Origin of the sequence: Bacillus sp. FSL M8-0350 (genome assembly GCF_038593345.1) — a bacterium.
In the GTDB taxonomy this organism is placed as follows: Bacteria; Bacillota; Bacilli; order Bacillales; family Bacillaceae; genus Bacillus; species Bacillus safensis.
The window spans coordinates 950,260-971,154 of record NZ_CP151985.1 but is presented as its reverse complement, the minus strand read 5'-3'; the positions used below and the strand labels follow the sequence as shown (position 1 = coordinate 971,154).

Here is a 20,895-nt window from a genome sequence, read left to right as displayed (position 1 = left end):
GAGCTCATATTATGTCCACTTCAGTGAAACAAAAAACGTACTTCAATTATATCAATGGTGAATGGGTAAAGGCTTCCACAGGAGAAGTGATCCCCATTCAAAATCCTGCCGACAAAGAGGAGGCTGCTGGATATGTGCAGCGCTCAAGTCTCGAAGATGTAAACGCAGCCATCACTGCAGCTCATGAAGCAAAGACGATGTGGCGAGATTTATCAGGTGCAGAACGAGGACAATATCTTTATAAAGCAGCTGATTTGCTGGAAGAACGTCTCGATGACATTGCCATTACTGCTGTAAAAGAAATGGGTAAAACTCTGCCTGAGGCAAAAGGAGAAGCGGCACGCGGTGTAGCCATTCTCCGCTACTATGCCGGCGAAGGAATGCGCAAAGAAGGCGATGTCATTCCTTCTACTGACCGAGAGGCACTCATGTTCACTAAAAGGGTTCCATTAGGTGTTGTAGGCATCATCTCTCCTTGGAATTTCCCTATTGCGATCCCTATTTGGAAAATGGCTCCTGCACTCATTTATGGGAACACGGTCGTCATTAAACCTGCGACAGAAACTGCCGTTACTTGCGCAAAAATCATGGCCTGCTTTGCAGATGCCCACCTTCCAAAAGGAGTAGTCAATATGGTCACAGGATCGGGAGCTGTCGTAGGTCAAGGAATGATTGAACATCCAAATATCCAAGGAATTACATTTACTGGATCAAATGCAACGGGTAAAGCCATCGGTCAAAAAGCCTTTGATCGCGGGATTAAGTATCAGCTTGAAATGGGAGGAAAAAACCCCGTTATCGTAGCCAATGATGCGGATCTTGATCTTGCGGTAGAAGCAGCCATTACAGGAGCCTTCCGGTCAACTGGACAAAAATGTACAGCAACGAGCCGAGTCATTGTCCAAGAAGACATCTATGATGCCTTTAAAGAAAAACTCGTTCAAAAAACGCAAGAGATCACTATTGGGGACAGTTTAAAAAAAGACGTATGGATGGGTCCGATCGCAAGCAAACAGCAGCTTGATCAATGCCTTTCCTATATTGAAACTGGAAAAAAAGAAGGTGCCACCCTCCTTTTTGGCGGGGAACCATTAACAGATGGTGATTATCAGAATGGTTATTTTATTGAGCCTGCTATTTTCGAACATGTCACCTCAGACATGACCATCGCTCAAGAAGAAATATTTGGTCCTGTCATTGCTTTAATCAAAGTGCAAGATATCAATGAAGCATTTCACATTGCCAATGATGTGGTTTTTGGCTTAAGCGCTTCTATTTTCACACAAAATATCGGTCGTATGCTGTCCTTTATTCAGAATATCCAAGCTGGGCTCATTAGAATTAATGCAGAAAGTGCTGGTGTAGAGTTACAGGCACCATTTGGTGGAATGAAACAATCAAGCTCTCATTCTCGTGAACAAGGAGAAGCGGCAAAGGAATTCTTTACAGCCATTCAAACCGTTTTCATTAAATCGTAAAATTGAAGCATTTGAGAGGGCATCTGCCCTCCTCAATTCTCTATTTTAGAAAAGGAGAAGAAATGATGATAAATAACCTCTTCCATGCTTCACAAACTGATAAAAAAACGTCTGTCCGCTGGTTTATCGTCTTCATGCTGTTTCTTGTCACTTCTGTCAATTATGCAGATCGTGCTACCCTTTCTATTGCTGGAGATTCTGTTCAACATGACCTTGGTCTTAGCTCTGTATCAATGGGTTATGTCTTTTCTGCTTTTGGCTGGGCATATGTCATTGGCCAATTGCCTGGCGGTTATTTATTGGATAAATTCGGTTCTAAAATGGTGATTGCCTGCAGTATTTTCTTTTGGTCTTTGTTTACATTGTTTCAAGGTGCCATAGGTTTTTTTACAGCGGGTACTGCGATTATTCTCCTTTTTACCCTGCGATTTTTAGTAGGGCTGGCGGAAGCTCCTTCCTTTCCAGGCAATAGCCGTGTAGTGGCTGCATGGTTTCCTAGTTCTGAACGTGGAACAGCTTCTGCTTTCTTTAATTCAGCTCAGTATTTTGCGCTTGTCATTTTCTCTCCAATTATGGGCTGGCTTACACATTCTTTAGGATGGCATTCTGTTTTTGTTGTTATGGGAATCCTCGGTATTTTGCTGTCTTTTCTTTGGATAAAAACCGTCTATAATCCAAAACAACACCCGAAAATTAACGCAGCAGAGCTCGATTACATATCAAAAGGCGGGGCTTTGACCTCAATGGACGATGAAAAGAGCCAGCAAAACAAAGAATCCAAATGGCCATACGTGAAACAATTACTTTCAAATCGGATGTTAATTGGGGTTTATATTGCTCAATATTGCATTACCACCCTCACTTATTTTTTCTTGACGTGGTTTCCTGTGTATCTTGTTCAAGCAAAAGGAATGTCCATTCTCGAAGCAGGTTTTGTTGCTTCCCTGCCAGCTCTCTGCGGTTTTTTAGGCGGAATCCTTGGCGGCTTGTTATCCGATTTTTTATTAAAAAGCGGGAAATCGCTTACTTTCGCACGAAAGACACCCATTATTATCGGCATGCTTCTTTCATGCAGTATGATCATCTGCAACTATACAGAATCTTCATGGATTGTTGTTGCGATTATGTCGCTTGCTTTCTTTGGAAAAGGATTCGGTGCACTTGGCTGGGCCGTTGTATCAGATACCTCCCCAAAGGAATGTGCCGGGTTAAGCGGCGGTTTATTTAATACCTTTGGCAACATTGCATCCATTACAACACCCATTATCATTGGATATATTGTCAATGCGACAGGCTCTTTCAGTGGTGCGCTCGTCTTTGTCGGCAGTAATGCCGTTATTGCAATCTTAAGTTATTTATTCCTTGTGGGTCCCATTAAACGTGTGAAGTTAAAAGAACCCCCTTCAACACCTCCGGCCCAAGTCCCATCCAGCTCTATTTGAAAGCGCTTTATATAAAGGAGGATTTATATGAATCAATACTTAAAAGAAGTCAAAAAGGAACGAGCAAACAATCTCCCTTACATTACTGACATGAAGGTGATTCCTGTTGCCGGCTATGACAGTATGCTTTTGAATCTAAGCGGAGCGCATGGACCTTTTTTCACAAGAAATGTTGTCATACTAACAGACAGCAGCGGCCGTCAAGGAGTCGGAGAAGTTCCCGGCGGTGAAAACATTCGACAAACACTTGAAAAAGCCGCCAGACTTGTCCTCCAAAAACCAATTGGGCAATATCATGCCATCCTGCAATCGGTGCAGCAAACATATCAAGACCTCGATAGAAGCGGGAGAGGCAATCAAACCTTTGACTTACGGACAACAATACATGCTGTTACAGCGTTAGAAACGGCTCTCTTGGATTTATTAGGTCAATTTTTAGAAGAACCGGTTGCCTCTTTATTAGGAACAGGTCAACAAAGACAGGTCGTTGACATGCTTGGGTATTTATTTTACATAGGGGATCAAATGAAAACCCCTCTCCCCTATTTGAAAGAAGATCATTCATCTTGCAGCTGGTTCCGGCTAAGGCGTCAAAAAGCACTAACACCGATCGACATTGTCCGTTTGGCTGAAGCGGCTTATGAACGCTATGGATTTCAGGATTTCAAGTTAAAAGGCGGTGTCTTTTCCGGGGAAGCAGAGATGGAAGCTGTAGAATCTCTTTCAAAACGTTTTCCAAATGCGCGCATCACACTTGATCCTAATGGAGCGTGGTCTCTTGATGAAGCCATTCAGCTTTGCAAAGGAAAACAACATGTGCTTGCATATGCAGAGGATCCATGTGGAGCAGAAGACGGATTCTCATCAAGAGAAATTATGGCCGAATTCAAACGAGCTACCGGCATTCAAGTGGCTACAAATATGATCGCAACTGATTTCCGTCAATTGTCACACGCCATCCAATTACATGCAGTTGATATTCCACTGGCGGACCCGCACTTTTGGACAATGGAAGGTTCAGTTAGAGTCGCTCAAACGTGTCATGATAACGGCTTGACTTGGGGATCGCACTCAAACAACCATTTTGATATTTCCCTGGCCATGTTTACACACGTTGCCGCTGCTGCACCAGGTCATATAACAGCGATTGATACCCACTGGATATGGCAAGATGGCCAGCATTTAACAAGGAACCCACTTTCAATCAAAGAAGGTCGTGTCAAAGTGCCACAAGAACCCGGGCTGGGTATTCAAATTGATCTAGAAAAGATAGAGGAAGCCAACCGTTTATATAAACAAATGAAGCTTGGTGCAAGAAATGATGCCATTCAGATGCAATATCTCATGAATGGCTGGACATTCGACCCGAAAAAACCGTGTTTGATTCGGTAGTTTGACTGTAAATGATTGTATTCCCCTTCATTTTGTCTTACAATTGAACAACTGAAGGGAGAGAATGACTCGTGAATGAAAGTATGGATGAACTTAAATTTGAAACAGTGAATCGAAAAACATTAGCAAAACAAGTCATAGAACGTATCGTTCATTTATTGTCTAGCGGACAATTAAAAGCTGGTGACAAACTGCCAACAGAAATGGAACTCATGGATATTTTATCGGTAAGCCGCCCTGTGTTGCGCGAAGCTTTAAGTTCTCTTGAAACATTAGGCGTTATCACTAGAAAAACACGAGGCGGTACATATTTTAATGATAAAATTAGCAATCAGCCATTTTCAGTTATGCTCGCACTGGCTCAAGATAATTTACCAGCCATTCTAGAAGCTCGTATGGTACTAGAACTAGGCCTTGTCACCGTTGCTGCTGAGAAAATTAGTGATGAAGAATTAAAAAAATTAGAAAGAACCATTGAAATGATTGAGGAAAGTACAGATAACAACTATGGTGAAGCCGATAAAGAATTCCACCGGATTATTGCCTTAAGTGCAAACAATCCAGTTGTTGAAGGCATGATTCAGGCGCTTTTAGTATCACACGCCAAGATTGACAGCCAAATTCCTTATCGAGAAAAAAACGTGACCGTTAATTATCATCAGAAAATTTATGAAGCGCTTCAGCTTAGAGACCCATATCAAGCACACTTCCATATGCATGAACATTTGAAGTTTGTACGTGATAAGATTTTAAAAGGATTAAATCAAACGCCATGATACGGAAGCGGATATGCTTCCTCTCCTCTTAAAAAGATAGCGCTTTCAAAGGAGTGATCTCTTGAATCAAAAAGCAAAGGAAGCACCTCTATATATTCAGGTAAGTTCAAAGGATAATGTAGCAATCATCGTAAATGATGGCGGACTACCAGCTGGCACCAGCTTTTCAAGTGGATTGACGTTAACTGAACGCATCCCTCAAGGGCATAAAGTTGCACTTAAGACAATTGAACAGCATGCACCAATTGTGCGATATGGTGAAATCATTGGATACGCTAGCGAAACCATCATACAGGGAAGCTGGGTGAAAGAAGAGCTCGTTCAAATGCCAGCTCCTCCTCCTTTAGACAAATTATCATGCCTAACATACAGCGGTCCTCCGCTTAAAAAGTTTGATGGTTATGAATTTCAGGGATACCGAAATCCAGATCATTCTGTTGGTACTAAAAATATTCTCGGGATTACAACAAGCGTGCAATGTGTCGTTGGGGTTCTTGACTATGCGGTCAAAAAAATCAAGGAAGATCTGCTGCCGAAATATCCAAATGTGGATGACGTAATCCCCCTCCACCACCAATACGGCTGCGGTGTGGCCATTCATGCACCAGATGCGGTCATTCCCATCAGAACCATCCAAAACTTAGCCACACATCCGAACTTTGGCGGAGAAGTGCTCGTCATTGGATTAGGCTGTGAAAAACTCATACCATCACGCATTGTGTCAGAAGAGCGGCAAGACGATATTTTAACATTACAGGAGGAATCAGGCTTCTCTTCAATGATTACCTCCATTCTGAAGGCTGCAGAGCACAAACTAAAGAAACTCAATAGGCGGACACGCGTCCCATGTCCTGTATCGGATTTAGTGGTAGGCTTACAATGCGGTGGAAGCGATGCATTCTCAGGTGTAACAGCAAACCCCGCCGTTGGATATGCAGCAGACCTCCTTGTCAAAGCAGGAGCAACGGTTCTTTTTTCAGAAGTGACAGAAGTGCGTGATGCCATTCACCTATTAACTCCAAGAACTTTGAATGAAGAAACGAGGCAGGCACTTATACGGGAAATGAAATGGTACGACGACTATTTAAGCAGAGGTCAAGCAGATAGAAGTGCAAATCCTTCCCCAGGAAATAAAAAAGGCGGTTTATCCAATGTCGTAGAAAAGGCGCTTGGATCTATCGCCAAATCTGGCACAAGTCCAATATCTAGTGTGATTGGGCCTGGTGAGAAAGCGGCCACCAAAGGGCTGATATTTGCTGCGACGCCGGCAAGCGATTTTGTTTGCGGAACACTGCAGCTCGCCTCTGGTATGAATGTACAAATTTTCACAACAGGCCGAGGAACTCCATACAGCCTAGCAGCAGCACCTGTAATAAAAGTTTCTACGAAAACCAGCTTACAGACACAATGGCCGGATCTTATTGATTTTGATGCCGGCCGTATTGCAACCGGAGAAGCAACAATCGAGGAAGTCGGTACAGACCTGTTTCATTATATACTAGATATCGCCAGCGGCCGGAAAGAAACATGGGCCGATCATTGGGGGATTCATAACGATTTGTGTCTATTTAATCCAGCCCCAGTCACATAAAAGAGATGTCCGTTTGAGGACATCTTTTTTTATGATCATTAAGCGAGATATTTCCTATGAACCCCTTTTCCATCATAAGAAAACATCACTTCTTTTCCTTCAAGAACTGACTCGATATGCACACTTCTTCCCCACAGCTGATATAAATACGGAAGGACTTTTTCTAAGTATTTCAGATCAAGTTCAATGCCTTCATACCAATGCTTGATATAAAGTTCGTTATTTTTTAAATAGTCGCCATCGATCACGGTCAAATACGGAAAGCCGCCATTCACTCTCATACTGACTAACTGATCACGAACCGCCTTCCATTCTTTATCAATGACTTTATAGTCTCTCCCCTGCTTTTGAAACAAGTACAAATCTTCTCTCATCACAAGGTCTTTCGTTAAGTAGTTTCGAATAAAGGAAATATCTGACTCAATTTCTCTGACTTCAAACATTTTACTGCGGCCAGATCCTTCTGTGACCCCTGCTTTTTTTAATTCTTCACACGGGTTGTTATAGCGCTCTTCGATATCTTCAAAAATCTTCAGCCCTAAATAGTAAGGATTGATGCCTGTTTTAGATGGCTGCACCACACCTGCATTTAATTTCGCAAACTCTATCGATTCACTTGAATCCAAATCAAGCTCCCGCATAATCCGCTGGTGCCAATACGATGCCCAGCCTTCATTCATAATCTTTGTTTCCAGCTGCGGCCAAAAATAGAGCATTTCTTCTCTCAGCATGGTAAGGACATCCCGCTGCCACGGCTCCAGCTCGCGGGAATGCGCCTCAATAAAGAGTAAAAGATCCTTTTCCGGCTTTGGCGGAAACTGCTTAACGGTTTTCTTTTTCTCACGCGTTTTCGGCTCATCCATTCCCCACAAATCATCATATGGCGTTTGACGTTTTGGTTTATCATCTTCACTTTCTTCATCGTCCATATTCCAGCTTAATTTTGATCGAACAAGAGACGGATCAATATGCTCTTGGATAGCCAATACGGCATCTAAAAAGGACTCGACTTCTTTTGTCCCGTGGATATGCTCATATTCTTTGATCCGCTCTGCCGCTGCTGACATGCTTTCAACCATATCTCGTTTTGTGTTTTGGAAACGGCAATTATTTTTGAAGAAATCACAGTGTGCCAATACATGAGCCACAATTAATTTATTTTGAACAAGCGTATTGTTATCAAGTAGAAAGGCGTAGCAAGGATTTGAATTGATGACAAGTTCATAAATTTTGCTTAACCCTAAATCATAATGAAGCTTCATTTTATGAAATTGCTTCCCAAAGCTCCAGTGGCTGAATCGTGTTGGCATTCCATATGCACCGAACGTATAAATAATTTCCGCGGGACAGATTTCATACCTCATCGGATAAAAATCTAGACCAAATCCTTCTGCAATTTCTGTAATTTCATCAATCGCTCTTTTTAAAAGACGTTTTTCAGATACGCTCAAGGAAACCATCCCTCCTCATCGGACTTATCCCTACTATATGAGCGTATGTAAAAAAACATGATGTTCCGCCAATCGTTTAGACGACTTCTATTTCTTTCGTGGATTGCCCGCCGAATGCTTCGAAATGAATATGGTGTGCTGGAATTCCCAGCTCTTTTAGATGATGAATGATCTCCTGTGTAAACACCGGGGAACCGCATAGATAAAATTGGCCTTTCCCTTCTCCGATCACCGATTGAAGAAATGGACGGTCAATGCGGGAAGCCGCTTTCTCAACGAGTTCACCCTTTCCAGACTGCGCAAATTGTTCGTTACATAGGATGATGCGTCCATAGGAAGCTGAAGCTAGAACGCGTTCAAACTCATTTTCAAAAGCGTTTACATCCTCTAATCGATCTGCATGAATCATCGTGAATGTCTGGCTGTTTTGTGCGGCAGTTTTCACTAAACCAATCATTGGTGTGACACCAGACCCAGCACTGATGAAATAAACAGGCTCTTTTATGTCATCTTGCAAACAGAACATTCCCTGCGGCATACTCACTTGAAGAACGTCCCCTTCTTCCATTTCATCATGCAAAAATGTAGACACATGCCCGTCACGCTTCACTGTAATACGGTAATAAGATGGATGATGCTCGTCTGATAAGCTGTATTGTCTGCTGCACATATAGGCTTCTCCTGGCATATCTGCCTGAACCGTAATGTATTGGCCTGCTTTATACATTGGCAGCTCTGATTCATCTTCTGGTACTAAATAAAATGAGATAAGCGAAGGAGATTCTTGCTTCTTTTTCTTAATCACAAACGGCTTCACATCTGCCCATCCGCCTGTCTGTTTCACATTTTCATCCATCATTTCTGCTTCTATGGTCATGAAAATATTCGCAATGATGTCATATGCAGCTTTCCAAGCTAATAAAGTGGCATCTTCTTCTCTTAAGCCAAACACTTCTTTCATCGCTTCAATCAGGTGATATCCGACAATTGGGTATTGTTCTTTTTTGACCATGACACTGACATGCTTATGGGCAATTTGTTTGACCGCAGGAAGTAATTCCTCTAACCGATCAATGTGCAGTGCAGCTTGATATAGTGTCGCAGCAAGTGCCTCTGGCTGACTTCCGTTCATCAGATTTGTTTTATTAAATTGATTGAGCAGCTTCGGGTGCTGGCGAATCATATTTTGATAAAAAACAGTGACAAGTTTGGTTCCCTCGGCTTTTAGTAGAGGAGCTGATTGCTTTATTGCATTCATTTGATCTTTAGATAACATCTTCATTCCTTCTTTCAAAAGAAGTATTTTAAATACATCTTTATCGTAATAGATGACAGTCTCTAAAAGCAATATTTATAATACATGTTTTAAATGTTGTCACATTTTACACTTTCTCGAACAGTTTTTGTCTAAAATGTGTTACGATGATACAAAACTCTATTAGGTTTAGAGGTCGTCAAAATGAAACTTACGAATTACACAGATTTCTCATTAAGGGTACTCATTTATTTAGCTTCGAGAGAAAATAATGAACTGTCAAATATTCAGCAGATCGCCGATGTTTATGGCATTTCTAAAAATCATCTGACGAAGGTGATTTATCATCTTGGAAAACGCGGGTATGTGGAAACGATTCGCGGAAGAAATGGCGGGATCAGGCTTGGAAAAAGCCCAGAAAGCATTAATATTGGAGAGGTTGTCCGTTATACAGAGGATGATTTAGTCATGGTTGAATGCTTTGATCCAAAGAAAAACAGCTGCATTATCTCCCCAATTTGTTCATTAAAGCATGTACTTCATGAAGCACTCACAGCTTATTTAAGCGTTCTAGACCGATACACACTAAACGATTTAACACAAAATAAAGATGCTCTTAGAGAGCTCCTGCTTTAAGGCGAAAGAATTTATTCTTTCGTCTTTTTCTTTACCTTCTTGTAATAATAATTTATTTAAAATTATTATAAATAAATATTGACTATCATGTTTTATTCAATATAATTAGGGTATATAGATTGCTAGAAAACACTTTTTTGTTTACAGGAGGAGAAAAGAATGACAAATTCAAATCATAAAAATTTGACAACGAACCAAGGCGTGCCTGTTGGCGATAACCAAAACTCAAGAACAGCTGGTCACCGCGGACCTACCTTTCTTGATGATTACCATTTGATTGAAAAACTTGCACACTTTGACCGTGAACGTATTCCAGAGCGCGTCGTTCATGCAAGAGGCGCCGGCGCTTACGGTGTGTTTGAAGTAGAAAACAGCATGGAGAAACATACAAAAGCAGCCTTCCTAAGTGAAGAAGGAAAACAAACAGACGTTTTTGTTCGCTTCTCTACCGTTATTCATCCGAAAGGTTCACCTGAAACATTGCGTGACCCGCGCGGATTTGCTGTCAAATTTTATACAGAAGAAGGCAACTATGATCTCGTTGGTAACAACTTGCCGATCTTCTTTATTCGTGATGCATTGAAATTCCCTGATATGGTTCACTCTCTCAAGCCAGATCCTGTAACCAATATTCAAGATCCTGACCGTTATTGGGATTTTATGACCTTAACGCCTGAATCCACTCATATGCTCACATGGCTTTTCTCTGACGAAGGAATCCCTGCAAGCTACGCTGAAATGCGCGGTTCTGGTGTGCATACATTTAGATGGGTGAACAAATACGGCGAAGCAAAATATGTGAAATATCACTGGAGACCTTCTGAAGGTATTCGCAACTTATCTATGGAAGAAGCAGCGGAAATTCAAGCAAACGATTTCCAGCATGCGACAAGAGATTTATATGACCGCATTGAAAAAGGCAACTTCCCAGCATGGGACTTATATGTTCAGCTTATGCCGCTTAGCGATTATGATGACCTTGATTATGATCCATGTGACCCAACAAAAACGTGGAGCGAGGAAGATTACCCGCTTCAAAAAGTAGGACGCATGACACTCAACCGCAATCCTGAGAACTTCTTTGCTGAAACAGAACAGTCTGCTTTCACGCCAAGTGCATTTGTTCCAGGAATTGAGGCATCTGAAGATAAACTACTTCAAGGCCGTCTGTTCTCATATCCTGATACGCAGCGCCACCGTCTTGGTGCGAACTACATGCGCATTCCGGTTAACTGCCCTTATGCACCTGTACACAATAACCAGCAGGATGGCTTTATGACAACGACTCGTCCAAGCGGTCATATTAACTATGAACCAAACCGTTATGCCGATCAGCCAAAAGAAAACCCTCACTACAAAGAAAGTGAGCCAGTTCTTCACGGTGACCGTATGGTGAGACAAAAAATTGAAAAACCGAACGATTTCAAACAAGCTGGAGAAAAATATCGAAGCTACTCTGAAGAAGAGAAACAAGCATTGATTAAAAACCTAACAGCTGATCTGAAAGATGTGAATGACCAAACAAAATTACTTGCAATCTGCAACTTCTATCGTGCCGATGAAGATTACGGCCAGCGATTAGCAGATTCACTTGGTGTGGATATTCGCGCTTATCTTCAAGGTAGCATGAAGTAATTCCATTTCGAAAAAAAATTGTTGGACAAAGGGCTAAAATGATCTTTATTTTAGCCCTTTGTCTTTTATGACTGAACGCCTCAAGCACCCTTTACAAAAAAAGGGGCTTTTTTATAATCGAAACACGTTAATACTAATCAAATGACCGGTCACCGGATGAAAATAAATTTCTGCATGTGCGGCAAAGCGAGTTGATCCTTCCTTTACAGTGACGCGAAACACATCTTTTGTCTGCTCTTCATTCACTTCTGTCCGGCCAATGTAATGATAATCATTTAAAGCGGCACCTTTATATTCATCTTTAAATGCTGTGTACGCAAGTCTTTCCCAATTTTCAAACGGCTGCACGGCTGCTTTTGATACAGGATGAATCATCAAACTGCCAAGCAAAACGATTCCTGCTGCAATAAGCATCCACCATTTCGGCTGCATGATATCATTGAACTCACTTTCATATATGTTTTGTTTAGGTTTAGCAAGCCTGTCCTTTTTCATACATGAAGCAATTATTCAGCCTATAATTCCCGGTACACGATTGATGCGGACACCAACTTTTCCCCTGAAAAAGTCGATATGATCCGAGCAAACTAATGAGGACTTCTCAAGGGAAAGGAGAAGGTTTAATGAATGTGGCGGATTATGATAAAGCACTTTATTATACGCATCGCTCGCAATGGGATAATTTACTTATTCTTATGGTACGTACGCAAGATGATTTGCTCTCGAAACGTATTGAGCATTTCTTACATGCGTATCAATTTAACCGGAACGATGCAGATGTTGAAAAATGTTTATATGGGCTCCTGCAGTACATTGACCATGCTTCAGAGGCTGCTGCTGCTGAAGTTTATTCACAACCGATGTACACATAAAGAAAAAGGGCTAAAATGAATTTTTTTAGCCCTTCCCTTTTCCATACAATTAGCAGTGCGCAGTGCTGGGAAACATAAAGTGGCTGATATGAAATAGACGGAAGCGTTAGAGATAATGTATGGATCACAAGCTTATTAAAGCTCTAATTTGTCATCACTTACTAATTCATATGCCTCCACTTGATCCCCTCAGATTTTACATTCACCTTTGATTGACCAGCTCATCACCTCCTTTAGAATAAAAAAAGACTTGATGAGCATACTCTCATCAAGTCTTTTATTTGTTTTTCTATTAGAAATTAGGCTGTTCATACTTCTCTTTTTACGCAAAAGGGCACGTCAAATAACCAACTCTTTATTCAATTCACTGAATTGAATGTGCGCTTAAAAGTTTTAGTCTGTCATAGCAGCTCTTTTGGCTGATTTTTTTGATAATCCACTGCATACAGAGCCGCTTGGGTTCGATCTGCCAGCTCTAATTTTGATAATACATGGGATACGTGCGTTTTGACAGTCTTTTCAGAAATAAACAGCGATGAGGCAATTTCTTTGTTGCTTTTGCCTTTTGCAATCTCAAATAAGACATCTCGCTCTCTATTGGTGAGCTCTTTCATCAATGCCCATTTCTGCTCTTTTGGCTCTGTCAGATGCTGCACGAGAAAGGTCGTGATATGACCATCTAACTGATAGGTGCCATTTTGTACTTCAATCATGGTTGATAGCAGTTTTTCTGGTGCCACATCCTTTAATTGATAGGCTTTCGCCCCTGCTTGAATGGCGGGAATGACATAATCTTTATCCGCATAGCTTGTCAGGATCACAATGCGGGAGTCAGGCATTTCCAGCGTCATTTGTTTCGTTGCCTCAATGCCATTTATGACAGGCATAGACAAATCCATTAAGACAATGTCAGGCTGAGTTTCTCTGACAACCTCTAATGCCTCTTGCCCATTGGACGCCTCACCAACGATGTCCACATCAGGCTGTGTCTGCAAGAAAAACACAAGCCCTTTTCTCACAATATGATGATCATCTGCAATGACAACTCTCATGACGATCCCTTCCTTTCTTGTGAAAATGGCACTTTTACATGAATCGTGGTTCCTTTACCTAATTCTGAATAGATACAAAATGTACCACCTGCTCTTTGGATGCGGTCAGACATCCCTTTCAGCCCAAGTGAAGGAAGGCTCATCTGCTCGTCATATTGAAAACCTTTTCCGTGGTCAATGATTTTCATCTCGAACGTGTCTTTTGATTGCTCAAGCTTGACCTCGACTTCTTCTACTTCCGCATGTTTTTGACAGTTATTCAGTGCTTCTTGACATACCCGAAACAAAGTTTCATTGTGTGAATGATCCATTTCTATACAGCCTAATAAAGATAAGTTGCAGCGTAATCCTAAAAGCTGTGCATACTCTTCAATTGCTGTCGTAAACCCCTTTTCAAGGCCTCTTGGTCTCAGCTGCCAAATGAGTGACCGCATTTCAATCAGAGCGTCTTGTGACAAATGCTGAATAAAATCAATCATTTCTCCTAAATTCTGATCGCTTGTCATTTGCCGTGCAGCCTTTGCCGTCAGACTCACAGAGAACAGCATTTGGTTGACAGAATCATGCAAGTCCTGTGCGAGCCGGTTTCTTTCTTCCAAAAGTGCGTGCTGCTGTTCATTTTGCACAAGCTTCATCCGCTGAATGGCAGTGCCAATTTGAAGTGCAATGCTTTCAAGCAAATTCAGCTCTTCTTGCGTAAACGTGACTTTTCCTTTTGCTGCCACATTTAATAAGCCGAACGTACGCTTACACGCTTGTAGCGGTACGGTCGCATGATGAGTAATTCCTTCTGTATCCCCAAGCTTTTCTTCAATTGCGGTTTCAATCCGTTTGCAATTAATAATATTGGTGGCTGATTGCAGTGAACCTTTTGTGTATCGGTTGATGCAATAACAATCATTTTGACACATGAGCTGCTTTTGATGCTTTGCAAGTGCTTCAGGTAAGGAAACCTCTGCCATCAGTTCATATGACCCGTCTTTTTCTATAAAATAAATCCATGCAGAATGAAAGCCTGTGACATCCATCAGCATATGGAGCACTTCATGAAGCGTTTCTTTCATTTCCATGCCTTCATTAAGCTTTTCAGCAATTTCTTTTAACGTTTTTAATGTTTCAACCTTCTCTTGGTATTCTCCCATACTGTTTACCCCCGGCATTTGCAGCCTTCACTTATCATTACGCTCATTATACCATGGGCCCCCTCGTCGCTCTTTCTCCAAAAGAATGATTTCTTCTCATCCTTTTGGCTGAGAAAAAGCCATCATGTATTCATACACGACGGCCTTGTCTTTCGTTATTTCGCTGTTTCTTCCACAATATCATAAACGACTTTCATCACTTCTTCTGACAAATGCTTTAACTTTTCTTCACTATCTGTTAAAGACGTGCCTTTGACTGCAATATAAAATTTCACTTTAGGCTCAGTGCCGGAAGGTCTTAAGCAGAACCACGAACCATCCTCAAGGAAGTATTTCAGCACATTTGATGCTGGCAGGTGAATGGTTTCCTCTTTCTTTTCAGCCACAAGTTGTCTTTGACTTGATTGATAATCCTCAATCACTGTGATGCGCTGCCCTGCGATGGCAGCTGGCGGGTTTGTTCTAAAGGTATGAAGGATCGCTGAAATCTGCTCTGCTCCTTCTTTTCCTTTTAAGGTTAACGACTTTAATCCTTCCCGGTAAAATCCAAACTGCTTGAAAATATCGACAAGCGCATCGTACAAGGACTTGCCCTGCTTTTTATAGAAAGCAGCGACTTCAACGGCTAAAAGTGCCGCTTGCACCGCATCTTTATCTCGGGCAAAGTCACCGATCAAATAGCCATAGCTCTCTTCATAACCGAATTGAAACGTGTATTCTCCGCTCTTTTCAAACTGCTTAATTTTTTCTCCAATAAATTTAAAGCCTGTGAGTGTGTCTATCGTGTCGGCACCAAAAGCTGATGCTACAGCGCGCCCAAGGTCACTTGTAACAATGGTTTTCATCACAACGGGACGAGGCGGCAGCTGACCCAGCTTTTGTTTTTCAGATAATAAATAATGGAGCAGCAGAGCGCCTGTTTGGTTGCCTGTTAAGACGGTAAATTCTCCTTCGTGATCTCTGACCGCAATGCCTAACCTGTCAGCATCTGGGTCTGTGGCAATGAGAATATCGGCATTTTGTTTTTCACCAAGCTTGATGGCGTACTCAAATGCGGCATGCTCCTCTGGATTCGGCGAGGTCACTGTTGAGAATAGTGGATCTGGTTTTTCCTGCTCAGGCACAACAGTGACATGCTGATATCCAAGAGCCTGCAGCCCGTTTCTGACAGGGTGATTGGCTGTCCCATGAAGCGGAGTAAACACGACTTTGACATCGACCTCATGTGCCAGCTCAGGGTGCACACTAATGGTTTTTAATTTTTCAATATAAGCATGGTCGATTTCTTCTCCGATTATTTTGATCAGCCCTTGCTGTTTCAACGTTTCTTCAGAGTCAACTGAAATCGACAGTTCATTTTCAATTGCATCTACTTCTTGAATGACTTGATCTGCTTCAAATGGAGGAAGCTGCCCGCCATCTTCACCATACACTTTATAGCCATTATATTCTGGTGGATTATGACTTGCTGTCACGACGATTCCAGAAAATGCATGCAGCTCACGAACCGCAAAGGAGAGCTCTGGTGTCGGACGCAATTCATCAAATACGTACGTTTGAATGCCTTGTGAAGCAAGTGTTTTGGCTGCTTCCATCGCAAATTCAGGCGATTTATGGCGTGAATCATATGCAATGGCGACGCCTCTATTTTTTGCATCCTCTCCATGTTTCGCAATATACGCAGCAAGACCTGCTGATGCTTTACGAACAGTGTACACATTCATTCGGTTCGTGCCTGCACCAATCTCACCGCGCATTCCTCCAGTGCCGAACTCAAGGTTTTTGTAGAAACAGTCTTCAAGTGCCTGGTGGTCATCTTGATGCGTCTCCAGCCATTCCTTTAGTTCAGTATCCAGGTGCTTCTCATTGATCCATCGCTCATAATTCGTCTTCCAACTCATGGTCGTCCTCCTATTTATTGCCATCATTATAAATAATATCTACTTATATTTTATATCGAATCATCCTTAATGTCATGCTATATCCAAAATTACGATGGACAATTAAAAAAGCCGATGCATGATCGGCTTTTCTTTTTATTCAGCATCAAGCGGTACGACTGCTTCATGGAATAGTTGATCTAATTCTGTTTGATGTTTCTGTTTTGCTGCTTCATCCCAGCCAAAACGCTCTGCCATGTAGTCAACAACAGGCTGTGCGTATTTTTTTGCCCAATTGATATTAAATAATAGGCTTCCTGTTCTTCTTAAGAAGAAATCGACAGGTGTTACAGCTAGTTCTTCTTCGATCGCATAGACAAGCTCTGCCAGCACATATGCTGGGAGGTTTCGTTTGTCTGCTTCCCCTTGAAGCTGCTCTACTCGTTTGTAGACACTGCTGACGTTTGAACCATATTTTTCAGCTAGTTTTTGTGCAATCGGTTCTGTTAAACCAACAGATGCGCCTTCTGCTGTTTTCGCTTGAACAAAGGCTGCCATGTTTTTAGATCCGCCTACATGGCCGCCTGAGATTGGCATATGCTTTGTTTTACATGGTCCGTAATCTTTGCCCGTTTCCTGTTTCAATCCATCACGTACTAGATCGACAATATGCTCAGCCATTTTACGGTAGCCTGTTAATTTACCGCCAGCAATGGTGATTAAGCCTGAAGATGATGTCCACACTTCATCCTTACGAGAAATTTCTGAAGGGTCTTTGCCCTCTTCATGAATGAGCGGACGAAGACCGGCCCAGTTGGATTCTACATCTTTTTCTGTAATATTGAGGTCAGGGAACATGTACTGAATCGCTTGGATGACATAGTCACGATCGGCTTTTGTCATACGCGGGTGCTCCAGCTGTTTTTTGTACACTGTATCTGTTGTTCCAACGTACGTTTTGCCTTCTCTTGGAATGGCAAAGACCATACGTTTATCAGGCGTGTCAAAGTAAATCGCTTGTTTTAATGGGAAGACCGATTGGTCAAATACTAAGTGAATTCCTTTTGTATGCTGTAAGTGTTTTCCTTCTTTTGAGTGGTCCTTGTCTCTCAGCTGATCTACCCATGGACCTGTCGCGTTGACGATCTTCTTCGCATACACATCGTATGTTTTCTGCGTCATGACATCTTCAATGACAACACCAACCACTTTGCCTTTATCATAAATAAATTCTTTTACTTTCGCATAGTTGACCGCTTCCGCTCCGAATTTTACAGCCTCTTTCATGACTTCAATTGTGAGGCGTGCATCATCTGTACGGTATTCAACATAGTAGCCGCCGCCTTTTAAGCCGTCCTTTTTGACAAGCGGTTCTTTTTCAAGTGTTTCTTTTGCACTTAGCATGCTTCTGCGTTCGCTATGCTTTACGCCAGCTAAAAAGTCATACACTCTAAGTCCAATAGAGGTTGAAAACTTACCAAATGTCCCGCCTTTATGCATCGGAAGAAGCATCCATTCTGGCGTTGTCACATGAGGACCATTTTCGTATACAATGGCACGCTCTTTACCGACCTCTGCGACCATTTTTACTTCAAATTGTTTTAAATAACGAAGTCCGCCGTGCACTAGTTTCGTTGAGCGGCTAGACGTACCTGCTGCGAAATCCTGCATTTCTGCAAGACCGACACGCATTCCGCGTGAAGCCGCGTCAAGTGCTGTACCAGCGCCTGTTATACCCCCACCAATGATAAACACATCATATGGTTTTTTTGTCATTTCCTGAAGCATTTGTTCTCTTTCTAAGCTAGAAAAAGTCATCTCTTGTTCCTCCCATGTTGTACGGTAAAGAAAAAGAGACCGCAAACACCCAAAGCGTATTTCTACACTTCGGTGCCTGCGGTCTCTCCAGTTCTCCAACCGTTCTATTAACTTACTTGAAGTATACCATACTTTTGGTTTATTTGAAAGCTTGAGCTGCTTTTACAGCCTTTTTCCACCCGCTGTATAACGAGTCACGGCTGTCCTCTTCCATTTTAGGGTCAAAGCGCTTGTCAAGGTTCCATTGTTTTGCAATGTCTGAACGGTCGTTCCAGAAGCCAACTGCTATTCCCGCAAGATAGGCCGCACCGAGTGCCGTCGTTTCATTAATTTCTGGACGCTCTACTGGTACATCCAGCAAATCACTTTGGAAGCCCATTAAGAAATCATTCTTTACAGCTCCGCCATCCACACGCAAAGTTTTTAATGAGATGTTTGAATCCTTTTCCATCGCATCTAAAACATCTTTCGTTTGATAAGCAAGTGATTCTAACGTTGCACGGACAAAGTGCTCTTTAGAAGTACCGCGTGTTAATCCGAATACAGCGCCTCTGACATCACTGTCCCAATATGGTGTGCCTAGACCAACAAATGCTGGAACGACATATACGCCATCTGTTGACTCAACGCGCTCCGCATAGGCTTCGCTGTCTTTTGAGTCTTTAAACATTCTCAGTCCATCGCGCAGCCACTGGATCGCTGAACCAGCTACGAAAATACTTCCTTCTAAAGCATATTCAACTTTACCGTCAATGCCCCATGCAATTGTCGTTAATAAACCATGATCCGACTTAATTGCTTTTTCCCCTGTATTCATCAACATGAAACATCCTGTGCCATACGTGTTCTTCGCCATTCCTTCTTCAAAGCAAGCCTGACCGAATAGTGCAGACTGCTGGTCTCCCGCCGCTCCTGCAATCGGGATATTTCTGCCGAAGAAGTGATAGTCTGTTGTTTCACCATAGATGTGTGAAGATGGTTTCACCTCTGGAAGCATAGAAGCAGGTACGCCAAGGATCTCAAGTAATTCTTCATCCCATTTCAGATCGTAAATATTGAACATTAACGTTCTTGACGCGTTGGAGTAATCTGTGACGTGTGATTGACCGCCTGTCATCTTCCAAATAAGCCATGTATCAATTGTGCCAAACAGCAAGTCGCCATTTTCTGCTTTCTCACGAGCACCTTCTACATTGTCTAAAATCCATTTTACTTTTGTCCCTGAGAAATAAGCATCAATGAGAAGACCTGTTTTATTTCTAAACGTTTCATTGTGTCCTTGCGCTTTTAACTCTTCACAAATGCCAGACGTTTGTCTAGACTGCCAAACAATTGCATTATAAACGGGTGCGCCTGTATGTTTATCCCAAACAACAGCTGTCTCACGCTGGTTCGTAATTCCGATACCGGCGATTTGATCTGCTTCAATGCCTGATTCAATTAAAGCAGTTGAAATGACGGATAGAACAGAGCTCCAAATTTCATTTGCATTATGTTCTACCCAGCCTGGGTTCGGAAAATATTGATTAAATTCCTTCTGAGCTGTATGTGCAATTTTGCCTTCTTGATCAAATAAGATCGCTCTTGAGCTTGTTGTCCCTTGATCTAAAGCGAGAATATATTTTTCTTTTGCCATGGTGTTTTCCTCCCCTTACATACTTTCATTTACAGCATTTGTTTGATTTTTCGTAGAGACATAGAGTCCTAACAATACCACAACTAAAATAACGCTTACAATCCAAAAGGCTGGTGTGATGTTCGCTTTAAAAGCTGCATTGTAGAAAACACCGCCAAATGCACCGCCTAAAATTGGACCAACGACTGGCACCCAAGCATACTTCCAATTCGATGGACCTTTACCTGGAATCGGCAGAATCGCATGTGCAATTCTCGGACCTAAATCACGTGCAGGGTTAATTGCATAACCAGTTGTTCCACCTAAAGAAAGACCAATTGCGACAATTAAGAATCCAACAATCAGCGGATTGATTCCGTCTGCGAATTTATTTGCACCAATCGATAAGATTCCTAGAACCAATACAAATGTACCGATGACTTCACTAAGTACGTTTGCAAAAGTATGCGGAATCGCAGGACCAGTTGAGAATACACCCAGCTTTGCACCTGGATCGTCTGTTGCTTTCCAGTGCGGTAAGTAATGTAAAAAGACAATAATAGCTCCTATTAATGCGCCAAGCATTTGGCCGGCAATATACATTGGTACATCAGCCCAAGGAAAACTTCCTTCTAGTGCAAGCCCAATTGTTAGTGCTGGATTCAAATGAGCTCCGCTTATTCCACCTGTTGCATAAGCTGCTATGGCTACTGCAAATCCCCATCCGAAAGCGATTACAATCCAGCCGGACTGATATGCGAGCGATTTCTTTAAATTGACTGCCGCACATACACCGCCTCCAAAAATAATGAGAAGCATTGTACCTACGACTTCACCCCAAAATGGTGTCATGAAAATTC

The 20,895-nt window shown here is 42.1% G+C and carries 17 protein-coding genes; 8 read left to right on the top strand and 9 right to left on the bottom strand.

Annotation, left to right across the window (positions count from 1 at the left end; translation table 11 throughout):
* Positions 1-11: 11 nt before the first annotated feature.
* The 5 genes from gucD to garD all read left to right on the top strand — a co-directional run bounded on the left by gucD (position 12) and on the right by garD (position 6,679).
* Positions 12-1,478, top strand: a complete 1,467-nt coding sequence (gene gucD, locus NSS80_RS04895) for an alpha-ketoglutaric semialdehyde dehydrogenase GucD (RefSeq protein ID WP_034282252.1) — start codon at positions 12-14, stop codon at positions 1,476-1,478.
* Positions 1,479-1,543: 65 nt separating this feature from the next.
* On the top strand, positions 1,544-2,920 hold the full coding sequence (locus NSS80_RS04890) for an MFS transporter (protein WP_046310382.1): 1,377 nt from the start codon (positions 1,544-1,546) through the stop codon (positions 2,918-2,920).
* 27 nt (positions 2,921-2,947) lie between these two features.
* Entirely contained in the window at positions 2,948-4,312 is a 1,365-nt protein-coding gene (locus NSS80_RS04885) for an enolase C-terminal domain-like protein (RefSeq protein WP_342498437.1), read from the top strand.
* 71 nt (positions 4,313-4,383) lie between these two features.
* Complete coding sequence (locus tag NSS80_RS04880; protein WP_034282256.1) at positions 4,384-5,088, top strand: FadR/GntR family transcriptional regulator; 705 nt, start codon at positions 4,384-4,386, stop codon at positions 5,086-5,088.
* Between the two features lie 61 nt (positions 5,089-5,149).
* Positions 5,150-6,679: a galactarate dehydratase gene (gene garD, locus NSS80_RS04875; RefSeq protein ID WP_041116960.1), complete on the top strand. Its 1,530-nt coding sequence runs from the start codon at positions 5,150-5,152 to the stop codon at positions 6,677-6,679.
* Positions 6,680-6,717: 38 nt separating this feature from the next.
* On the opposite strand, the gene NSS80_RS04870 is transcribed toward garD, so the two are convergent.
* Both NSS80_RS04870 and NSS80_RS04865 read right to left on the bottom strand, forming a co-directional pair.
* Positions 6,718-8,130: a SpoVR family protein gene (locus tag NSS80_RS04870; protein WP_342498436.1), complete on the bottom strand. Its 1,413-nt coding sequence runs from the start codon at positions 8,128-8,130 to the stop codon at positions 6,718-6,720.
* Positions 8,131-8,206: 76 nt separating this feature from the next.
* Positions 8,207-9,406, bottom strand: coding sequence for a globin domain-containing protein (locus NSS80_RS04865; RefSeq protein WP_280149762.1), 1,200 nt, complete (start codon positions 9,404-9,406; stop codon positions 8,207-8,209).
* A 183-nt stretch (positions 9,407-9,589) separates the two neighbouring features.
* Here NSS80_RS04865 and NSS80_RS04860 point away from each other — a divergent pair, with 183 nt between their 5' ends.
* Both NSS80_RS04860 and NSS80_RS04855 read left to right on the top strand, forming a co-directional pair.
* Positions 9,590-10,021: an Rrf2 family transcriptional regulator gene (locus tag NSS80_RS04860; protein WP_024425294.1), complete on the top strand. Its 432-nt coding sequence runs from the start codon at positions 9,590-9,592 to the stop codon at positions 10,019-10,021.
* 159 nt (positions 10,022-10,180) lie between these two features.
* Entirely contained in the window at positions 10,181-11,656 is a 1,476-nt protein-coding gene (locus NSS80_RS04855; protein WP_024425295.1) for a catalase, read from the top strand.
* A gap of 111 nt (positions 11,657-11,767) precedes the next feature.
* Here NSS80_RS04855 and NSS80_RS04850 read toward each other — a convergent pair whose 3' ends face one another.
* Positions 11,768-12,031, bottom strand: a complete 264-nt coding sequence (locus NSS80_RS04850) for a YqzG/YhdC family protein (RefSeq protein ID WP_231293991.1) — start codon at positions 12,029-12,031, stop codon at positions 11,768-11,770.
* Between the two features lie 248 nt (positions 12,032-12,279).
* On the opposite strand from NSS80_RS04850, the gene NSS80_RS04845 reads away from it, so the two are divergent.
* A complete protein-coding gene (locus tag NSS80_RS04845; protein WP_024425297.1) occupies positions 12,280-12,528 on the top strand; it encodes a YhdB family protein in 249 nt (82 codons plus the stop codon).
* Positions 12,529-12,929: 401 nt separating this feature from the next.
* On the opposite strand, the gene NSS80_RS04840 is transcribed toward NSS80_RS04845, so the two are convergent.
* The 6 genes from NSS80_RS04840 to NSS80_RS04815 all read right to left on the bottom strand — a co-directional run bounded on the left by NSS80_RS04840 (position 12,930) and on the right by NSS80_RS04815 (position 20,887).
* A complete protein-coding gene (locus tag NSS80_RS04840) occupies positions 12,930-13,580 on the bottom strand; it encodes a response regulator transcription factor (protein ID WP_342498435.1) in 651 nt (216 codons plus the stop codon).
* Positions 13,577-14,722, bottom strand: a complete 1,146-nt coding sequence (locus tag NSS80_RS04835) for a GAF domain-containing sensor histidine kinase (RefSeq protein ID WP_342498434.1) — start codon at positions 14,720-14,722, stop codon at positions 13,577-13,579. The genes NSS80_RS04840 and NSS80_RS04835 overlap by 4 nt, the downstream gene beginning before the upstream one ends.
* A gap of 155 nt (positions 14,723-14,877) precedes the next feature.
* Positions 14,878-16,623 carry a phospho-sugar mutase gene (locus NSS80_RS04830; protein ID WP_342498433.1) on the bottom strand — a complete coding sequence of 582 codons (1,746 nt, stop codon included), beginning with the start codon at positions 16,621-16,623 and terminating at the stop codon, positions 14,878-14,880.
* Between the two features lie 135 nt (positions 16,624-16,758).
* Complete coding sequence (gene glpD / locus NSS80_RS04825; protein ID WP_342498432.1) at positions 16,759-18,420, bottom strand: glycerol-3-phosphate dehydrogenase; 1,662 nt, start codon at positions 18,418-18,420, stop codon at positions 16,759-16,761.
* Positions 18,421-18,559: 139 nt separating this feature from the next.
* Positions 18,560-20,056: a glycerol kinase GlpK gene (gene glpK, locus NSS80_RS04820; RefSeq protein ID WP_024425302.1), complete on the bottom strand. Its 1,497-nt coding sequence runs from the start codon at positions 20,054-20,056 to the stop codon at positions 18,560-18,562.
* A 15-nt stretch (positions 20,057-20,071) separates the two neighbouring features.
* Positions 20,072-20,887 carry an MIP/aquaporin family protein gene (locus NSS80_RS04815; protein ID WP_024426603.1) on the bottom strand — a complete coding sequence of 272 codons (816 nt, stop codon included), beginning with the start codon at positions 20,885-20,887 and terminating at the stop codon, positions 20,072-20,074.
* Between the last annotated feature and the right edge of the window lie 8 nt (positions 20,888-20,895).